This is a genomic window from Telluria sp. RT2P19 (assembly GCF_059685725.1).
On record NZ_JCASIL010000010.1, the window covers coordinates 113,858 to 127,608 of the forward strand.

Below are 13,751 nucleotides of genomic sequence, written 5' to 3' on the forward strand. Positions count from 1 at the left end.
AAGGGCATCACGCGTGTTCGGTCAGCTCGCGCAGGATGGCGCACTGGCCGGCCGGGCGCACCGAATCGCAACGCCCGCGCAGGTTCGACAGTTCGGTACGTAGCTTGCTCAGTTCGACGATCTGGCGGTCGATCTCCGACAGCTGATGGTCGACCAGGGCATTGACGCCGCTGCAGGAGCGTTCCGGCGCGTCCTGGTAGCCGAGCAGGGTCTCGACCTCGGTCAGGGACATGCCCAGCGACCGGCAGCGGCGGATGAAGTGCAGCCGCTCGGCATGGCTGGCATCGTACAGCCGGTAATTCGCCTGCGACCTGACCGGCGGCGGCAGCAACCCTTTGGTTTCGTAGAAGCGGACCGTCTCGGACTGGCAGCCCGTCAGTTTCGCCAATTCTCCAATGCGCATCAGCATCGAACTCCTCGCTTGACCTTGTAGTAACTACAGGGATTCTAATGCAGATCTCATTCATGGAGGGTTGAATCATGTCGGCTTGCTGTTCCGGTCCCTGCAGTGCATCCGCGCCGCCGCCCGACGGGCGTTACCGCAAGGTGCTGTGGGCGGCGCTGTTCATTAATTTCGCCATGTTTGGCGTCGAACTGGCCAGCAGCGTGGCCGCCGGTTCGGTCTCGCTACTGGCCGATTCGGTCGATTTTCTCGGAGACGCCGCCAACTACGCCGTGTCGCTGTTGGTACTGGGCATGGCCGCGGTCTGGCGTTCGCGCGCGGCCTGTGCCAAGGGCGTCGTGATGGGCGTATTCGGCGTGCTGGTGCTGGCGTGGGCCTTGTGGTTCGGGCTGGACGGCCATTTGCCGCATGCCCAGACCATGGGCGTGGTGGGACTGATGGCGCTGGCCGCCAACGGCGCGGTGGCGGCCATGCTGTATGCGTTTCGCCACGGCGACGCCAATATGCGTTCGGTGTGGCTGTGCACCCGTAACGACATGATCGGCAACCTGGCCGTGATGCTGGCCGCGCTCGGTGTGTTCGGCGCCCGTGCCGGATGGCCGGACATCGTCGTGGCAAGCATCATGGCTTGCCTCGGCTTGTCGGCGGCGCGCGAAGTCATCCGGCAGGCGCGTGCCGAGTTGCGTGGGCAGGCCGGGTCGGTGCCGGCGCAAGCACCAGCACCAGCACCAGCACCAGTGTCAGCGCCGGCACCAGCACCAGCACCAGCACCAGCACCAGCACCAGCACCAGCACCAGCACCAGCGCCGGCGCCGGCACCCGCACTGATGCCGGCGCCGATGCCAGCCAAAGGGCAGGTCATCGAGATCCGGCGGCGCTGAACGACTCGTCTTCGTGCTGCGCGATCAGCATGGCCGCGCGGTACAGGTCGGGCGCGATGCGCGTGGGCAGGCGGCGCGGACCGAGGCGCCATTCGTTCTCGTTGCCGTTGTCGATGAGCAGCGTGCGGCAGCCGGCCCGGTTGCCCGCTTCGACATCGTGCAGGGTGTCGCCGATCATCCAGGATGTGCGCAGGTCGATGTCGTGCTCGTGCGCCGCGCGCAGCAGCATGCCGGGGGAGGGCTTGCGGCAGGCACAGGTGACAGCGTAGTCGCTGACGGTGCCGAGCGGATGGTGAGGGCAATAGTAATAGCCGTCGAGGGTGAGCCGTTCACGAAACAGCAGGTCGTTCAGGCGGTCGGAGACCGGCCCCATTGCGTCTTCGCCGAAACAGCCGTGCGCGATGCCCGACTGGTTGGTCACCACGAACAAGCGGTAGTCGAGGCCGGCCAGCAGGCGCAGCGCCGGACCGGCGCCGGCGACCAGGTGGATACGGAGCGGCTCCGCAATGAATGGGGTGCCGTTGGCCAGCGTGCCGTCCTGGTCGAGGAAGATGGCTTTCATGGAGCTCATGCGAAACGCACGCGATAACGCACCGCACCGGCCAGGCGCCAGAACACGGACAGCGGCGGCAGCAGGATCGACGTGATCGCCATCTCGGCCACGTGCGAGGCGCTGTGGGCCGTGCCTTTCAGGCGGCGCATGCACAGGCGCGCCGTGAGCGCCAGCCAGGCCAGGGTGGCGGACAGGGCCATAGAGTGCACGTCCAGCGCCCAGCAGGACAGGGCGAGCAGCAGGGCGGCCACGATGGCGTAGTGATCCCAGCAGGGGCGCGCTTCGATGCGCTCGCGGTACAGCGCCGGATGCTTCTTGTACAGCAGCGCATCGAACACGGCATGGCGGATCTGCAGCAGGCTGGCGCCCCAGGGCGCCGGACGCACCGGATGCACGGCCAGCGCCTGCGGCGCGCGCGTGACCCGGAGGCCTTGCTCGAGCAGGCGGAAATGCAGGTCGGCGTCGCTGCCGCGCTGGACGCTGAAGCGCTCGTCGAAGCCGTCGAGTTGTTCGAGCACCGGCTTGTGGAAGAAGCAGTTGGCGCTGCTGAAGTCGGCGTGTTCGTGCGCATGGGCGCTGCGCTGGCGGTCGGTGGGCCGCGCCGGCACCGGCGTCTCGATGCGGCCGCACACCACGTCGGCGCCGCCTTCGAGGGCGGCCAGTCCCTGCGCCAGCCAGTCGGGGCTGGGCACGGCGTCGTCGCTGGTGAAGGCGATGACAGCGCCGCGTGCCGCCCGCCAGCCGCGGTTGCGCGCGGCGCCGGGCCCGCGCGGCCCGGTGTTGGCCACATAGGCCAGGCGCGGCCCGCGTTCGAGCGTGCGGGTGCGCCAGCCGGCCACCAGGTGCAGCGTGTTGTGGTTGGGTTCGTCGTCCACGACGATGACTTCGACGCTGCGCGGGTCGACGCTCTGGCGCATCAGGGCGTCCAGGCTGCGGTCGAGCAGGTCCATGCGGCCACAGGCCGGCAGCACCACGGAAACCGTGGGCAAGGCAGTGTTGGGGGCGTCGTCCGTTGCAGGCATAGGTGTCTCCGCTGGTCTGGGCCACGGCGTATTCGTGGCGATGTCAGGCGGTTCGATTGCCATGCGCACGCCCCGGTTCCTGCGCTCCGGTACGGCTTGGAGGTGGATCAAGGAGGCGGCTGGAAAAGCAGCGGCCCCTGGATGGGGCCGCTTGTCGTGCGTACATGCGAAAAAACGCGGCGGCGCGCGCCGCCGGATGGCGGTCAGCCGCGCGAGAAGCCGGTGTCGTCGTCCATCTTGCGGTCGCCCGCCAGCTTGTTGGCGCCGCCCGGGCTGCGCGGGTAGCCGCCGGCGGCGTCGTTCGATTCGTGCACCGGGTTCGGTTCGGCGTGCATGCTGCCACCGACCTGGTAGCCCTCGCCCTCGGTGCGCGGGCCCGAGTTGCCCGGGCTGCGCGGCAGGCCGCCGGATACATTGTTCGACTGGTGGACATCCTCGGTGCCGGTATCGCGCGCGCCGGCGCCCGTCTGCGACCCCTGGCGGTCGGTGCTTTGCTGGACCTTGCTGGCGCTGGCGTCCTGGGTGTCGGCGCGGTTGTCGCCGGCGCCTTGCCGGTTGCCATAGATATCGCCATGCTGGACGCCCGGCACGCCGGCTTCGGTGCCGATCGGCTCCGGCGGCACGGTGCCGGGCACGCGGCCGTCGCGGCCTGGCTCATTGCCGTGCAGTTCAGGCTGCGCCGGGTCTTGCGGGTTCAGGGTGTCGGTGGTGCGTGTCGCGCCCTGGCGGTTGGCGACGTCTTCGTTGAGCGAGACGCCGGTGTCGCGCTGGCGGTTGCCGACCGGTTGCTCCAGCTTGCCCCAGGCGCCGGAGCGCATCTCCATCTGGCGCTGGTGGCTGTCGGTGATGCCTTGCTGCGGACCCGAGCCGCCAGTCTGCTGGGTCTGCATCGAGCCGCCCGGCAGGTCGTCCTGGCGCGACTGGCCCGCGCCATCCGGGCTGCCGCCCAGGCCGGCCTGGTCGTGGCCACCCGCATGCGCCATGCCCGTACCCGACTGGCCCTGCTGTTCGCTGGCGCCACGCGGATAGGTATGGTCCATCGGGCCGCTCTGGGTATTTCCTTTGGAGCCTGGCGTCCATTTTTCATTCGCGCCATTATTCGTCTGATTGTTGACTTCGCTACGTTGATTCGCGTCCATGTCGGTCTCCTTTGCATTGCTAGACGGGCAGGGTGAGATCCTGCCGGATACCACTATCATGCGCGTCCCGGGTTCGGCACAGAATAGGAAGACGTAGGGGGCGAATGTAGGACTGATCCTGACGAGTTTATTGACTACTGGAAGTAAATTTTCGCAGATGCATTATTTGTCGCGCAAAGTCCTACAAAGTCATCTGAAATGCTCCTATAGCCGCATCGAAGATGCCTGCCTAAGATGGGCTTCGACTCATCGTTCGCCGGTCACCGGCCGGCGGCGATTGGGTCTTCAAGCCTGCCGCAGGACGCGGCGGTTTCCACAAGTGCATAAGGGAGAACGTCATCATGGCATCAAGCAACCAAGGTAACAAGCAGTCGGGCAGCCAAGGCAACAGCCAGAGCACTGCCAGCGGCACCCGCAACCGCGGATTCGCCTCGATGGATCCGGCGCGCCAGCGCGAAATCGCCAGCCAGGGCGGCAAGGCTGCTCATGCCAAGGGAACCGCCCACGAATTCACGTCGGAAGAAGCACGCCGCGCCGGCAGTCTGAGCCACGGTAATCGCCAGTCGGCCAACGCCAACGCCGGCAGCGCTTCGCGTACTTCGAGCAAGGGCGGCAATCGCCAGAGCGCACAGGGCGGTAACCGCAGCGGCGGCTCGAAAGAGTAATCAGCCAGCCGGCGCGGGCGCCGGCGCCAGACCAGACGGGAAGCCACGGTGCTTCCCGTTTTGCTTTTAATACACACAAAATGAGGATGGGATAAGGTAGAATCGCTGCGCCTTTTTCAACCTTTTCCCCAAGGATCAACGTCGTGAAACCAGCGGTCATTCGTCAAGTCAAGAGCCTGTCCATGTCCTGCGACCGGGTCGGCAACCTGTTGCTCACCAAGTTCTCCACGCACGGTGCGAGTGATTTGACCATCCACATTCCGGCCTCGATGGTGTTCTGGCTGCTCAAGCACTTGCCGGTCAATCAGGATCCGCAGCTGAAGCCGCCTCCGGCCGGCCCCGCCATCGGCCAGGCCGACTGGGAAAATCCCCATGCGCCGCGCGCGCTGTACGTGAACTGCAAGGAATTGCCGGGCGCAATCAGGATGGCCTTCACGCTCGATCGCAAGCCCGACTTGACGGTCGTGCTCGATCGCGGAAACGTCGAATTGATGCGCCAGATCATGGCCATGTACACCAAGGACCTGATCGACCTCGACGCGCAGTAAACCCGCGCTCCCGCCCGGCATGGCATGACCGGTCGGCGTGGCCGATCCGGTATCATGGCCGGGCTAGCAGAAGCCGACGTCGGGCAGGCCCCGGCGTCCGTTCGACACCCTTACCGTCCCAGCGACGGGCCATGAAAGGATCCTCACGATGCCCATCAAGATCAGCACGATGTTCGACTCCGGCTCGATCGACGTCGTCCGCGCCGACAACCCGAAACAGATCGACCTGAACCTGCGCAAGGATTCGCATGCCGACATCCATCAGTGGTTCCATTTCCGGCTGCAGGGCGCGCGCGGCCAGGCCGTCACGATGCGCTTCCTGAATGCCGGCCAGGCCACCTATCCGAAGGGCTTCGAAGGCTACCAGGCGGTGGCGAGCTACGACACCGAGAACTGGTTCCGCGTCCCGACCAGCTTCGACGGCCAGGTGATGACGATCGAGCACACGCCGGAACTGGACAGCGTCTACTACGCCTATTTCGAACCCTATACCTGGGAACGCCACCTGCGCCTGCTGGGCGAAGTCGCCGAGAACCCGATCGCGCGCGTGCACGACATCGGCAGCACGGTCGATGGCCGCGACATGAACCTGGTCGTGATCGGCAATGCGCAGGCCGCGAAAAAGATCTGGGTCATCGCGCGCCAGCACCCGGGCGAATCGATGGCCGAATGGTTCGTCGAAGGCATGATGGACGCGCTGCTCGACAACGCCAATCCGGTCGCCCGCAAACTGTTGCAGCGCGCCGTGTTCTATATTGTGCCGAACATGAACCCCGATGGTTCGGTGCGTGGCAACCTGCGCACCAATGCCGCCGGCGCCAACCTGAACCGCGAGTGGATGAATCCTTCGCTCGAGCGCAGCCCGGAAGTCCTGTGCGTCAAGAACAAGATCGAAGAAATTGGCATCGATATGTTCTTCGACATCCATGGCGACGAAGCGCTGCCCTACAATTTCGTGGCCGGCTGCGAAATGCTCGAGGACTTCACCGCCGAACGCGCGCTGGAGCAGAGCACCTTCATCGACCGCTATATCTCGTGCAGCCCGGACTTCCAGAAAGAATACGGCTACGCCGCCAGCAAGTACAACGACGAGCTGCTGACCCTGGCCTCGAAGTACGTCGGCCACCACTATAAATGCCTGTCGCTCACGCTCGAGATGCCGTTCAAGGACAACGCCAACCTGCCCGACCCGCACGTCGGCTGGAATGGCGCGCGCAGCGCCGGCCTCGGCGCGGCGATGCTGCAGCCGATCCTGCAGGCATTGGGCTGATCCGATGGGCGTTGAAATCGAACGCAAATTCCTGGTCGCGAACGATGCCTGGCACGCGCTGGGCACGCCAGTACTCGTGCGCCAGGGTTACCTGAGCTCGGATCCGGTGCGCACCGTGCGGGCGCGGATCTACGGCGACCAGGGCTTCCTCACCATCAAGAGCAAGAGCGAAGGCGCGGCGCGCGGGGAGTGGGAGTATCCGATCCCGCTCGACGATGCCGCCGAACTGCTCGAGCGCCTGTGCGAGCGGCCGCTGGTCGAGAAATACCGGCGCCGCATCGAGCACGCGGGCTTCACCTGGGAAGTCGATGAGTTCCTGGGCGAGAACGCGGGCCTGGTGGTGGCCGAGATCGAACTGCCGGCCGAAGACGCGGTCTTCGACAAGCCGGACTGGATCGGCCAGGAAGTCACCAGCGACAAGCGCTACTACAACTCCAACCTGATCCGCTCTCCGTACTCCACCTGGACCGACAAGAATCCATGACGATCAATTTGCCAATGACTTCGCGCCGCGGCCTGCTCGCACTTTCCCTTTCCACCGCACTGGGCCTGGCATTGCCGGCCGCGGGCGCCTTTGCCGCCGATAGTGCAGCGTATTTTCCGCCGGCAGGCGAGTGGGCCCGCAAGGACCCGGCCCAATTGGGCATGGACCCGGCGGCCCTGGCTGCGGCGGTAGCGTTCGCGCAGTCGCGCGAGACCGAACGCCCGCTCGACCTGTCCGACCAGGAAGCCGTGTTCGGCGCCCGTCTGGGATCGATGCCGACCAGGCGCGCGCATACCAACGGCGTCGTGATCTACAAGGGTTATGTGGTGGCCGAGTTTGGCGACACGCGCTTCGTCGATCCGACCTATTCGGTGGCCAAGAGCATGCTGGCGACGGTTGCCGGCGTGGCGGTGCGCGACGGTCGCATCCAGGTCGGGGACCCGGTAGCGAAGACGGTCAACGACGGCGGCTACGCCGCGCCGCACAACGCGCCGGTCACCTGGAAGCAGCACCTGCAGCAGGAGTCCGAGTGGGAGGGCGAGCTGTGGGGCAAGCACAGCAATTTCATCGGCAAGGAAGCCTTCGGCAAGGGCGAGAAGAAGCCGCGTGCGATCAAGGCGCCGGGCAGCTTCTACGAGTACAACGACACCCGCGTGAACCGCTTCGCCCTGTCGCTGCTGCGCGTGTTCGGCCAGTCGGTGCCGGAGGTGTTCCAGCAGCAGATCATGGACCCGATCGGCGCTTCCCAGACCTGGAAGTGGGTCCCTTACCATAACAGCTATGCCGAAGTGAACGGCAAGCAGGTGCCGTCGGTCAGCGGTGGCACGCGCTGGGGCGGCGGCATGTGGATCGACAGCTGGGACATGGCCCGCTTCGGCTACCTGTGGCTCAAGCAGGGTAACTGGGGCGGCAAGCAGATACTGCCGGCTTCGTATGTGAAACAAGCGCTGACCCCGAGTGCCCACGGTCCCGACTACGGTTACCTGTGGTGGCTCAATACCAAGGGCAAGAACCTGCCAGGCATGCCGGCGACCGCCTTCGCGGCGCTGGGAGCGGGCAGCAATGACATCGTCGTCTCGCCCGAGCACGACCTGGTGATCGTGTGGCGCTGGCACGCCGGTAACGCGGCCGAATTTGCGACGCGCGTGATCGCTGCCATTCGTAAATAAAGACGTTCAATATCCGCAGCGCAGGGTAAAAAAATGCGGCTCCAATTGTGCGGGGCAAAACAGCATTTGGATGATATATTTTTATCATTAATTCACCCGCGATGCGGTGTTGTGTGTCCATGATTGACCCGACAATTTGTTCTTGAAGTAATTCCAGGTCGGGTCGAGGTCAGGCATACGCTCCGGCATTGCCAACACCACCAGGACACACAAGAATGAACAAGAATATCGCCATCGTCGGCGCTGGATTCTCCGGTGCCGTGATCGCCAACCAGCTGGCGCAGGCCGGCTACACCGTCGACGTGTTCGAAACGCGTCCTCACATCGCCGGCAACTGCTATTCCGAACGCGATGCCGAAACCGGCGTCATGGTCCACGTCTACGGACCGCACATCTTCCATACCGATAACGAGCGCGCCTGGGAGTTCGTGAACCGCTATGCCGAGTTCAAGCCCTACGTGAACCGCGTCAAGGCCATCACCGGCGGCAAGGTCTTCACCCTGCCGATCAACCTGCTGACCATCAACCAGTTCTTCAACAAGACCATGGGCCCGGCCGAGGCGCAGGAGTTCCTGCAGAACCTGGGCGACAAGTCGATCGAGAACCCGACCACTTTCGAAGAGCAGGCGCTGCGCTTCGTCGGCCGCGAACTGTACGAGGCCTTCTTCAAGACCTATACGATCAAGCAGTGGGGTCTGCATCCGAGCGAGCTGCCGGCCAGCATCCTCAAGCGCCTGCCGGTGCGCTTCAACTACGACGACAATTACTTCAACCACAAATACCAGGGCATGCCGGCCGACGGCTATACGGCGCTGGTCCAGAACATCCTCGACGTGCCGGGTGTGACCGTGCACCTGAGCACGGCGTTCGACCCGGCCGACAAGGGTAACTACGCCCACGTGTTCTACAGCGGCCCGATCGACGCCTGGTTCAAGCACGAAGAGGGCCGCCTGCCTTACCGCACGCTGGACTTCGAAACCTTCCGCGCCGAAGGCGACTACCAGGGCAACGCCGTCATCAACTACTGCGACAACGAAAAGAAATACACCCGCATCACCGAGCACAAGCACTTCTCGCCGTGGGAAAAGCACGAGAAAACCATCTGCTACGCCGAGTACAGCCGCCAGTGCGAAGAACAAGACGTCCCTTACTACCCGATCCGCCAGACGCGCGAGAAGGCGCAGCTGGAGCTGTACGTGAACAAGGCGAAGAACGAAGAGAACGTTACCTTCGTCGGCCGCCTGGGCACCTATCGCTATCTGGACATGGACGTCACCATCCACGAGGCGCTGCTCACGTCGGACAAATTCCTCGAAAGCGCCAAGACCGGCACGCGCATGCCGGCCTTCACCATCGATCCGATGGCGTAACTGGTCAAGCCGATCAGGCAGCAAATCCGCCGTCGATCAACAGGTCGCCGCCGGTGACGTAGGCCGCCTCGGTTCCGGCCAGGTAGGCGACCATGGCCGCGATCTCTTCGGGACGACCATGGCGCTTGATCGCCATATAGCCGTGCAGGCCGGCGCCGAACTCGGTATTCTCCGGGTTCATATCGGTATCGACCGGACCGGGCAGCACATTATTGATCGTGATCCCGCGCGGGCCCAGTTCGCGCGCCAGTCCCTGGGTCAGGCCGCTCAGGGCCGACTTGCTCATCGCATACACCGAACCGCCGACCATCGGCATGCGCAGCGCGTTGGTGCTGCTGATATTGACGATGCGTCCACCTTGGCCCATATGCGGCAGCACTGCCTTCACACCGGCGAATACGGCGCGCACATTGACCGCCACCGTCTTGTCGAAGTCTTCCAGCGTGAAGTCGTCGATTGGGCCGAACACGGCGATGCCGGCATTGTTCACCAGGATGTCGATGTGACCGTGCTTCTGTGCGACGTGGGCGACGGCGGCGGCGATCGCCGCCGGATCGCCCGCGTCGCTGCGAATCGCTTCCGCACTGCCGCCGCTCGCCTTGATCTCGGCTACCAGTGTCTCGGCGGCGCCCGCCGATTGCTGGTAGGTGAGCGCCACGTGTGCGCCTTGGCTGGCCAGGCGGCGCGCGATGGCGGCGCCGATGCCGCGCGAACCGCCGGTGACCACGGCAACTTTACCTTCAAATGCGTTTGTCATGATGAACTCCCTGTGGGTGATTGGACGAGTTCGCAGTATCCCGCTAACCAGGAGTTGAAACTAGCGGGGCGGAAGTCGTATGACTTTCAACTACAGGTATAAAATCTCTTCATGCCAGCCAACACCAGCTCACCATGCCGGAATCGATCAGCCATCTCGTGTCCTTCATCTACAGCGCCGAGGAGCGCGGCTTCTCGCCGGCCGCGCGCCGGCTCGGCCTGAGTCCGGCCGCGGTCAGCAAGAACGTCGCCCGGCTGGAACAGCACCTGGGCGTGCGCCTGTTCCAACGCACCACGCGCCAGCTGCGCCTGACAGCCGAGGGCGAGCGCTACCTGCACGAGGTGGCCGAGCCCTGGAAGCGGATCGAAGAGGCGACCCTGGCCACGCGCCAGGGCGCCGGCCAGCCAGGCGGCACGCTCAAGATCGGCATGGCGCCGCTGGTGGGGCGCACCTATTTCGTGCCGATGCTGGAAGATTTCCTGAGGCGCTATCCGGCCATCATCCCCGACCTGCATTTCGAGAACCGCCAGATCGACCTGGTCAAGGAAGGCTTCGACGTGGCGATCGGCGGCGGCGTCGACCTGAACGAGGGGATGGTGGCGCGCGAATTGACGAAGGTGCGCAGCATCGTGCTGGCCAGTCCGGCCTACCTCGCGCGGCGCGGCCGGCCGGCCGGCCCGGACGACCTGGCGCGACACGACGGCATCGCCCGCCGCGCCGTGGGCAGCGGCCGCCTGCTGTCCTGGACCCTGCGCCGCGACGACGGCGAGCAGGCGCCGGTCGACCTGCGCACGGTGCTGGTGAGCGACGATCCCGAGGCGATGGCGCAGGCAGCGCTGGCCGGCATCGGCGTGGCGGTCCTGCCGCTGCCGCACGCGCAAGCCTTCCTGCGCAGCGGGGCGCTGGTCGATGTCTTGCCAGGCTGGTTCGTGGCGGGGCGCACGCTATGCCTGTATTACGCGAGCCGCAGGCTGTTGCCGGCCAAGACGCGGGTGTTCATCGATTTTGTCGTCGAGCGGTTCGAGGAACAGTGTCTGGCGCGGCAGTTCGTGGTGCCGGAAGCGCCGGCAGGGAAGCAGGTGTAGCGCCGGGCTCGGGTGATTTGAACGCGTCGGCGGCGCTACCGCAGGCGCGTTCAGGCAGCGCGCGAGATCAGTGGAAATGCTCGGTCCCGGCCGGCGCGTCTTCCGGCATCTCGGCATGCACCAGTTCGCCCGTCGGATCGGCAAACAGCGGCGCACCGCAGTCGTCGCAGTACTCGGCCACGTAACGCTCGTTGATGCGCTTGATGTGGGCAATGCCGGCGTCGTTCAGGTGGGCGGCGATCTCGTTGATCGGCGACAGTGGCGCGGTGGTGACCGCCAGCGGGCCTTCCATCGGCGTGCCGTCCTCGTCTTCCTGGCCATACAGCGGCCACACGATGCCATAGATGACGTCCGCGCTCTGGCGCATGGTGAACGAGACGCGGTATTCATCGATCTGGATGTCCGGCGCTTCCTCGCCGAAGCCCGCGATCACGGCGCGCAGGTCGGTCGCTTCCACGCCCAGCGTATTGGTCAGGTAGTGCACGGCGGCACGGATCGAGATCGGACGGATCAGTTTATCGGCTTCGCGGCAAGCCACGTAATACGCTTCCGGCAGCAGCAGCTCGATGCCGCAGCCCGGCAGCAGGCGCGCCACGTTGGCGGTCGCCTGCGCGCGCCACTGTTCGAGGCTGCGGTTGCGCTCTTCGGCGAAACGCAGTTGATGCTGCGGCTCTTGCCAGCGGAAGAGCGGTTCGCCGACCGGGGCGACGACCGCGATCAAGAGGTAGCGGGTATCGGCCAGGAAGGGGGCGGTCTCGTCCAGGTGCGGCGCCGGCTTGATGGTGCCGCTCTTGTGTGCGGCGGCGGCCAGTTTCTGGGTCAGCGCGGCGGTTTCGGCATGGGTGCGCGGCAGTTGGTCGAGCGAATACAGGGTCGGCGCGATCGCCATTTTGGTGCCCTCGGCCAGCAGGTGGGCCGAGAAATGGGCGCCCAGGGTCGACAGCAGGTCGTTCGGGATGGTACCGGTGGCGATCGAGAAGCGGGTCCAGGCCAGGATCGGCGCGGCGACCAGCAGGGCCTGCCAGGTGACGTCGCCGTCGGCGGCCTGCTCGACCATGGTGGCCGATTCGCTCACGGCTTCGACCGTGTCCATCAACACATCGTAAGAGGCGAGGTCATCTTTGAAGAGGGCGTTCAGGGCGCTGTCGATGCTGTCCTGGTGGTTGGTCTTGAGGAGCTTTTGCAGGCAAGTGTCGAGTTGGCGCTCCCAGGCGCGCTCTTCGGCACGGCTGGCAGCTTGCATGAGGGCTTGCGAGAGGCTGACGAGGCGCTGGCTTTCTGCGGAAAGTTTTGGAGTTGAATCTTTGGAAGGACGACGCATGGCGCTGGTGGGTCTCTTGTCAGTTAATGTTTCGAAAGTCCGAGGGGTGATGATAAACCCCTATCCCCGGTATTGTAGTTGATTCGGCTATAGGTCATGAACAATGGGCAGCGTGAAGGCCCGTCGAAAGAATCGCGCGCGAACGCTTGCACAATGTGTGAACTGGGTACATAATGAGAATAATTCTCATTCAAATATGTTTGGGAAGAGCGATTGGTGTGTTCAGCTTGTGTTTCCAACTTGTGTTGCATGCAGTAGCCGTCGGTGACCGGGAAAGCACTGACGGAAGTTTCTCACGGAGTACCACCCCCCGCCGGGCAACCGGATTCTGCCCTCCTGACAACGTCAGGAGGGATTTTTTTGTTGGCTCGACAAAAAGAAAAACGACATGATGCTGCATATTCCCGGCGTGCTGACGCCGGACCAGGTAGCCCATATTCGCGCACGCATGGCCGGCGCGCCGGAGTGGCTCGACGGCCGCGAGAGCGTCGGGCCGCAGGGCGCGCAGGTCAAGCGCAACCGGCAACTGGGCGAGGGCACGCCGCTGGCCATCGAGCTGGGCCAGGTCGTCAGCGCGGCCCTGATGGCGAACCCGGCGTTCTTCTCCAGCGTCCTGCCGCTGCGGGTGCTGGCGCCTTACTTCAACGCCTACAGCGGCGGCGAACATTACGGGCTGCATGTCGATGGCGCGATCCGCGCCCAGCGATGCGGCGGGGCGCCGGTGCGGGCCGATGTGTCGACGACCGTGTTCCTGAGCGAGCCCGAAGAATACGAGGGCGGCGAGCTGGAAGTGGTGGACTTGTACGGCACTCACGAGGTCAAGCTCGCGGCGGGTGACGCGATCGTGTATTCGTCGGGCAGCGTGCACCAGGTGCGGCCGGTGACGCGCGGCGAACGGGTCGCTTCTTTTCTCTGGACCCAGAGCATGGTGCGCGACGACGGCAAGCGGGCGATGCTGTTCGATCTCGATACGCAAATCCAGAAGCTGGGCGCGCAGCATGGCGAGTCCGACATCACGGTGGGGCTGACGGCGCATTATCACAATCTGCTGCGGATGTGGGCCGAGGTGTAATACCTTTGCAAA

General features: G+C 64.9%; 15 protein-coding genes. 9 read left to right on the forward strand and 6 right to left on the reverse strand.

The features are described 5' to 3' along the window. Positions 1-7: 7 nt before the first annotated feature. The gene (gene cadR, locus AC56KW_RS14110; protein WP_497171315.1) at positions 8-409 is read right to left on the reverse strand and encodes a Cd(II)/Pb(II)-responsive transcriptional regulator; all 402 of its coding nucleotides are present in this window, start codon (positions 407-409) and stop codon (positions 8-10) included. Positions 410-480: 71 nt separating this feature from the next. Between cadR and AC56KW_RS14115 the strand changes: the two genes are divergently transcribed. Further along, positions 481-1,284: a cation efflux transmembrane domain-containing protein gene (locus AC56KW_RS14115; protein ID WP_497171316.1), complete on the forward strand. Its 804-nt coding sequence runs from the start codon at positions 481-483 to the stop codon at positions 1,282-1,284. Here AC56KW_RS14115 and AC56KW_RS14120 read toward each other — a convergent pair. The 3 genes from AC56KW_RS14120 to AC56KW_RS14130 form a co-directional block, all read right to left on the reverse strand. After that, the gene (locus AC56KW_RS14120) at positions 1,262-1,846 is read right to left on the reverse strand and encodes a D-glycero-alpha-D-manno-heptose-1,7-bisphosphate 7-phosphatase (protein WP_497171317.1); all 585 of its coding nucleotides are present in this window, start codon (positions 1,844-1,846) and stop codon (positions 1,262-1,264) included. The genes AC56KW_RS14115 and AC56KW_RS14120 overlap by 23 nt on opposite strands. A 5-nt stretch (positions 1,847-1,851) precedes the next feature. Further along, positions 1,852-2,859, reverse strand: a complete 1,008-nt coding sequence (locus AC56KW_RS14125) for a glycosyltransferase family 2 protein (protein WP_497171318.1) — start codon at positions 2,857-2,859, stop codon at positions 1,852-1,854. 203 nt (positions 2,860-3,062) lie between these two features. Beyond that, positions 3,063-3,998, reverse strand: a complete 936-nt coding sequence (locus AC56KW_RS14130; protein ID WP_497171319.1) for a hypothetical protein — start codon at positions 3,996-3,998, stop codon at positions 3,063-3,065. Positions 3,999-4,339: 341 nt separating this feature from the next. Between AC56KW_RS14130 and AC56KW_RS14135 the strand changes: the two genes are divergently transcribed. The 6 genes from AC56KW_RS14135 to glf all read left to right on the forward strand — a co-directional run bounded on the left by AC56KW_RS14135 (position 4,340) and on the right by glf (position 9,504). Continuing rightward, positions 4,340-4,663: a KGG domain-containing protein gene (locus tag AC56KW_RS14135; RefSeq protein WP_497171320.1), complete on the forward strand. Its 324-nt coding sequence runs from the start codon at positions 4,340-4,342 to the stop codon at positions 4,661-4,663. A 143-nt stretch (positions 4,664-4,806) separates the two neighbouring features. Then, positions 4,807-5,211 (forward strand): hypothetical protein, encoded by a 405-nt coding sequence (locus AC56KW_RS14140; protein ID WP_497171321.1) that lies wholly within the window; start codon positions 4,807-4,809, stop codon positions 5,209-5,211. 148 nt (positions 5,212-5,359) lie between these two features. Further along, positions 5,360-6,481 (forward strand): M14 family metallopeptidase, encoded by a 1,122-nt coding sequence (locus AC56KW_RS14145; protein WP_497171322.1) that lies wholly within the window; start codon positions 5,360-5,362, stop codon positions 6,479-6,481. Positions 6,482-6,485: 4 nt separating this feature from the next. Then, positions 6,486-6,965 carry a CYTH domain-containing protein gene (locus tag AC56KW_RS14150; RefSeq protein WP_497171323.1) on the forward strand — a complete coding sequence of 160 codons (480 nt, stop codon included), beginning with the start codon at positions 6,486-6,488 and terminating at the stop codon, positions 6,963-6,965. Next, on the forward strand, positions 6,962-8,134 hold the full coding sequence (locus AC56KW_RS14155) for a serine hydrolase domain-containing protein (RefSeq protein WP_497171324.1): 1,173 nt from the start codon (positions 6,962-6,964) through the stop codon (positions 8,132-8,134). Before AC56KW_RS14150 ends, AC56KW_RS14155 begins: the two co-directional genes overlap by 4 nt. Before the next feature lie 215 nt (positions 8,135-8,349). Next, complete coding sequence (gene glf / locus AC56KW_RS14160) at positions 8,350-9,504, forward strand: UDP-galactopyranose mutase (RefSeq protein WP_497171325.1); 1,155 nt, start codon at positions 8,350-8,352, stop codon at positions 9,502-9,504. A 13-nt stretch (positions 9,505-9,517) separates the two neighbouring features. On the opposite strand, the gene AC56KW_RS14165 is transcribed toward glf, so the two are convergent. Then, a complete protein-coding gene (locus AC56KW_RS14165; RefSeq protein WP_497171326.1) occupies positions 9,518-10,261 on the reverse strand; it encodes an SDR family oxidoreductase in 744 nt (247 codons plus the stop codon). Positions 10,262-10,395: 134 nt separating this feature from the next. Here AC56KW_RS14165 and AC56KW_RS14170 point away from each other — a divergent pair, with 134 nt between their 5' ends. Further along, positions 10,396-11,346 (forward strand): LysR family transcriptional regulator, encoded by a 951-nt coding sequence (locus AC56KW_RS14170; protein WP_497171327.1) that lies wholly within the window; start codon positions 10,396-10,398, stop codon positions 11,344-11,346. Between the two features lie 67 nt (positions 11,347-11,413). Here the strand turns inward: AC56KW_RS14170 and AC56KW_RS14175 are convergent, their stop codons facing one another. Beyond that, entirely contained in the window at positions 11,414-12,667 is a 1,254-nt protein-coding gene (locus AC56KW_RS14175; protein ID WP_497171328.1) for a DUF2863 family protein, read from the reverse strand. A gap of 388 nt (positions 12,668-13,055) precedes the next feature. Here AC56KW_RS14175 and AC56KW_RS14180 point away from each other — a divergent pair, with 388 nt between their 5' ends. Continuing rightward, complete coding sequence (locus AC56KW_RS14180; RefSeq protein WP_497171329.1) at positions 13,056-13,739, forward strand: Fe2+-dependent dioxygenase; 684 nt, start codon at positions 13,056-13,058, stop codon at positions 13,737-13,739. Positions 13,740-13,751 lie beyond the last annotated feature (12 nt).

Coding starts and splice junctions, on each gene's coding strand:
- AC56KW_RS14175 (WP_497171328.1), bottom strand. CDS start 12,667: ATGCGTCGTCCTTCCAAAGATTCAACTCCAAAACTTTCCGCAGAAAGC.
- AC56KW_RS14120 (WP_497171317.1), bottom strand. CDS start 1,846: ATGAAAGCCATCTTCCTCGACCAGGACGGCACGCTGGCCAACGGCACC.
- AC56KW_RS14170 (WP_497171327.1), top strand. CDS start 10,396: ATGCCGGAATCGATCAGCCATCTCGTGTCCTTCATCTACAGCGCCGAG.
- AC56KW_RS14145 (WP_497171322.1), top strand. CDS start 5,360: ATGCCCATCAAGATCAGCACGATGTTCGACTCCGGCTCGATCGACGTC.
- AC56KW_RS14180 (WP_497171329.1), top strand. CDS start 13,056: ATGATGCTGCATATTCCCGGCGTGCTGACGCCGGACCAGGTAGCCCAT.
- cadR (WP_497171315.1), bottom strand. CDS start 409: ATGCTGATGCGCATTGGAGAATTGGCGAAACTGACGGGCTGCCAGTCC.
- AC56KW_RS14130 (WP_497171319.1), bottom strand. CDS start 3,998: ATGGACGCGAATCAACGTAGCGAAGTCAACAATCAGACGAATAATGGC.
- AC56KW_RS14150 (WP_497171323.1), top strand. CDS start 6,486: ATGGGCGTTGAAATCGAACGCAAATTCCTGGTCGCGAACGATGCCTGG.
- AC56KW_RS14135 (WP_497171320.1), top strand. CDS start 4,340: ATGGCATCAAGCAACCAAGGTAACAAGCAGTCGGGCAGCCAAGGCAAC.
- AC56KW_RS14165 (WP_497171326.1), bottom strand. CDS start 10,261: ATGACAAACGCATTTGAAGGTAAAGTTGCCGTGGTCACCGGCGGTTCG.
- AC56KW_RS14155 (WP_497171324.1), top strand. CDS start 6,962: ATGACGATCAATTTGCCAATGACTTCGCGCCGCGGCCTGCTCGCACTT.
- AC56KW_RS14115 (WP_497171316.1), top strand. CDS start 481: ATGTCGGCTTGCTGTTCCGGTCCCTGCAGTGCATCCGCGCCGCCGCCC.
- glf (WP_497171325.1), top strand. CDS start 8,350: ATGAACAAGAATATCGCCATCGTCGGCGCTGGATTCTCCGGTGCCGTG.
- AC56KW_RS14125 (WP_497171318.1), bottom strand. CDS start 2,859: ATGCCTGCAACGGACGACGCCCCCAACACTGCCTTGCCCACGGTTTCC.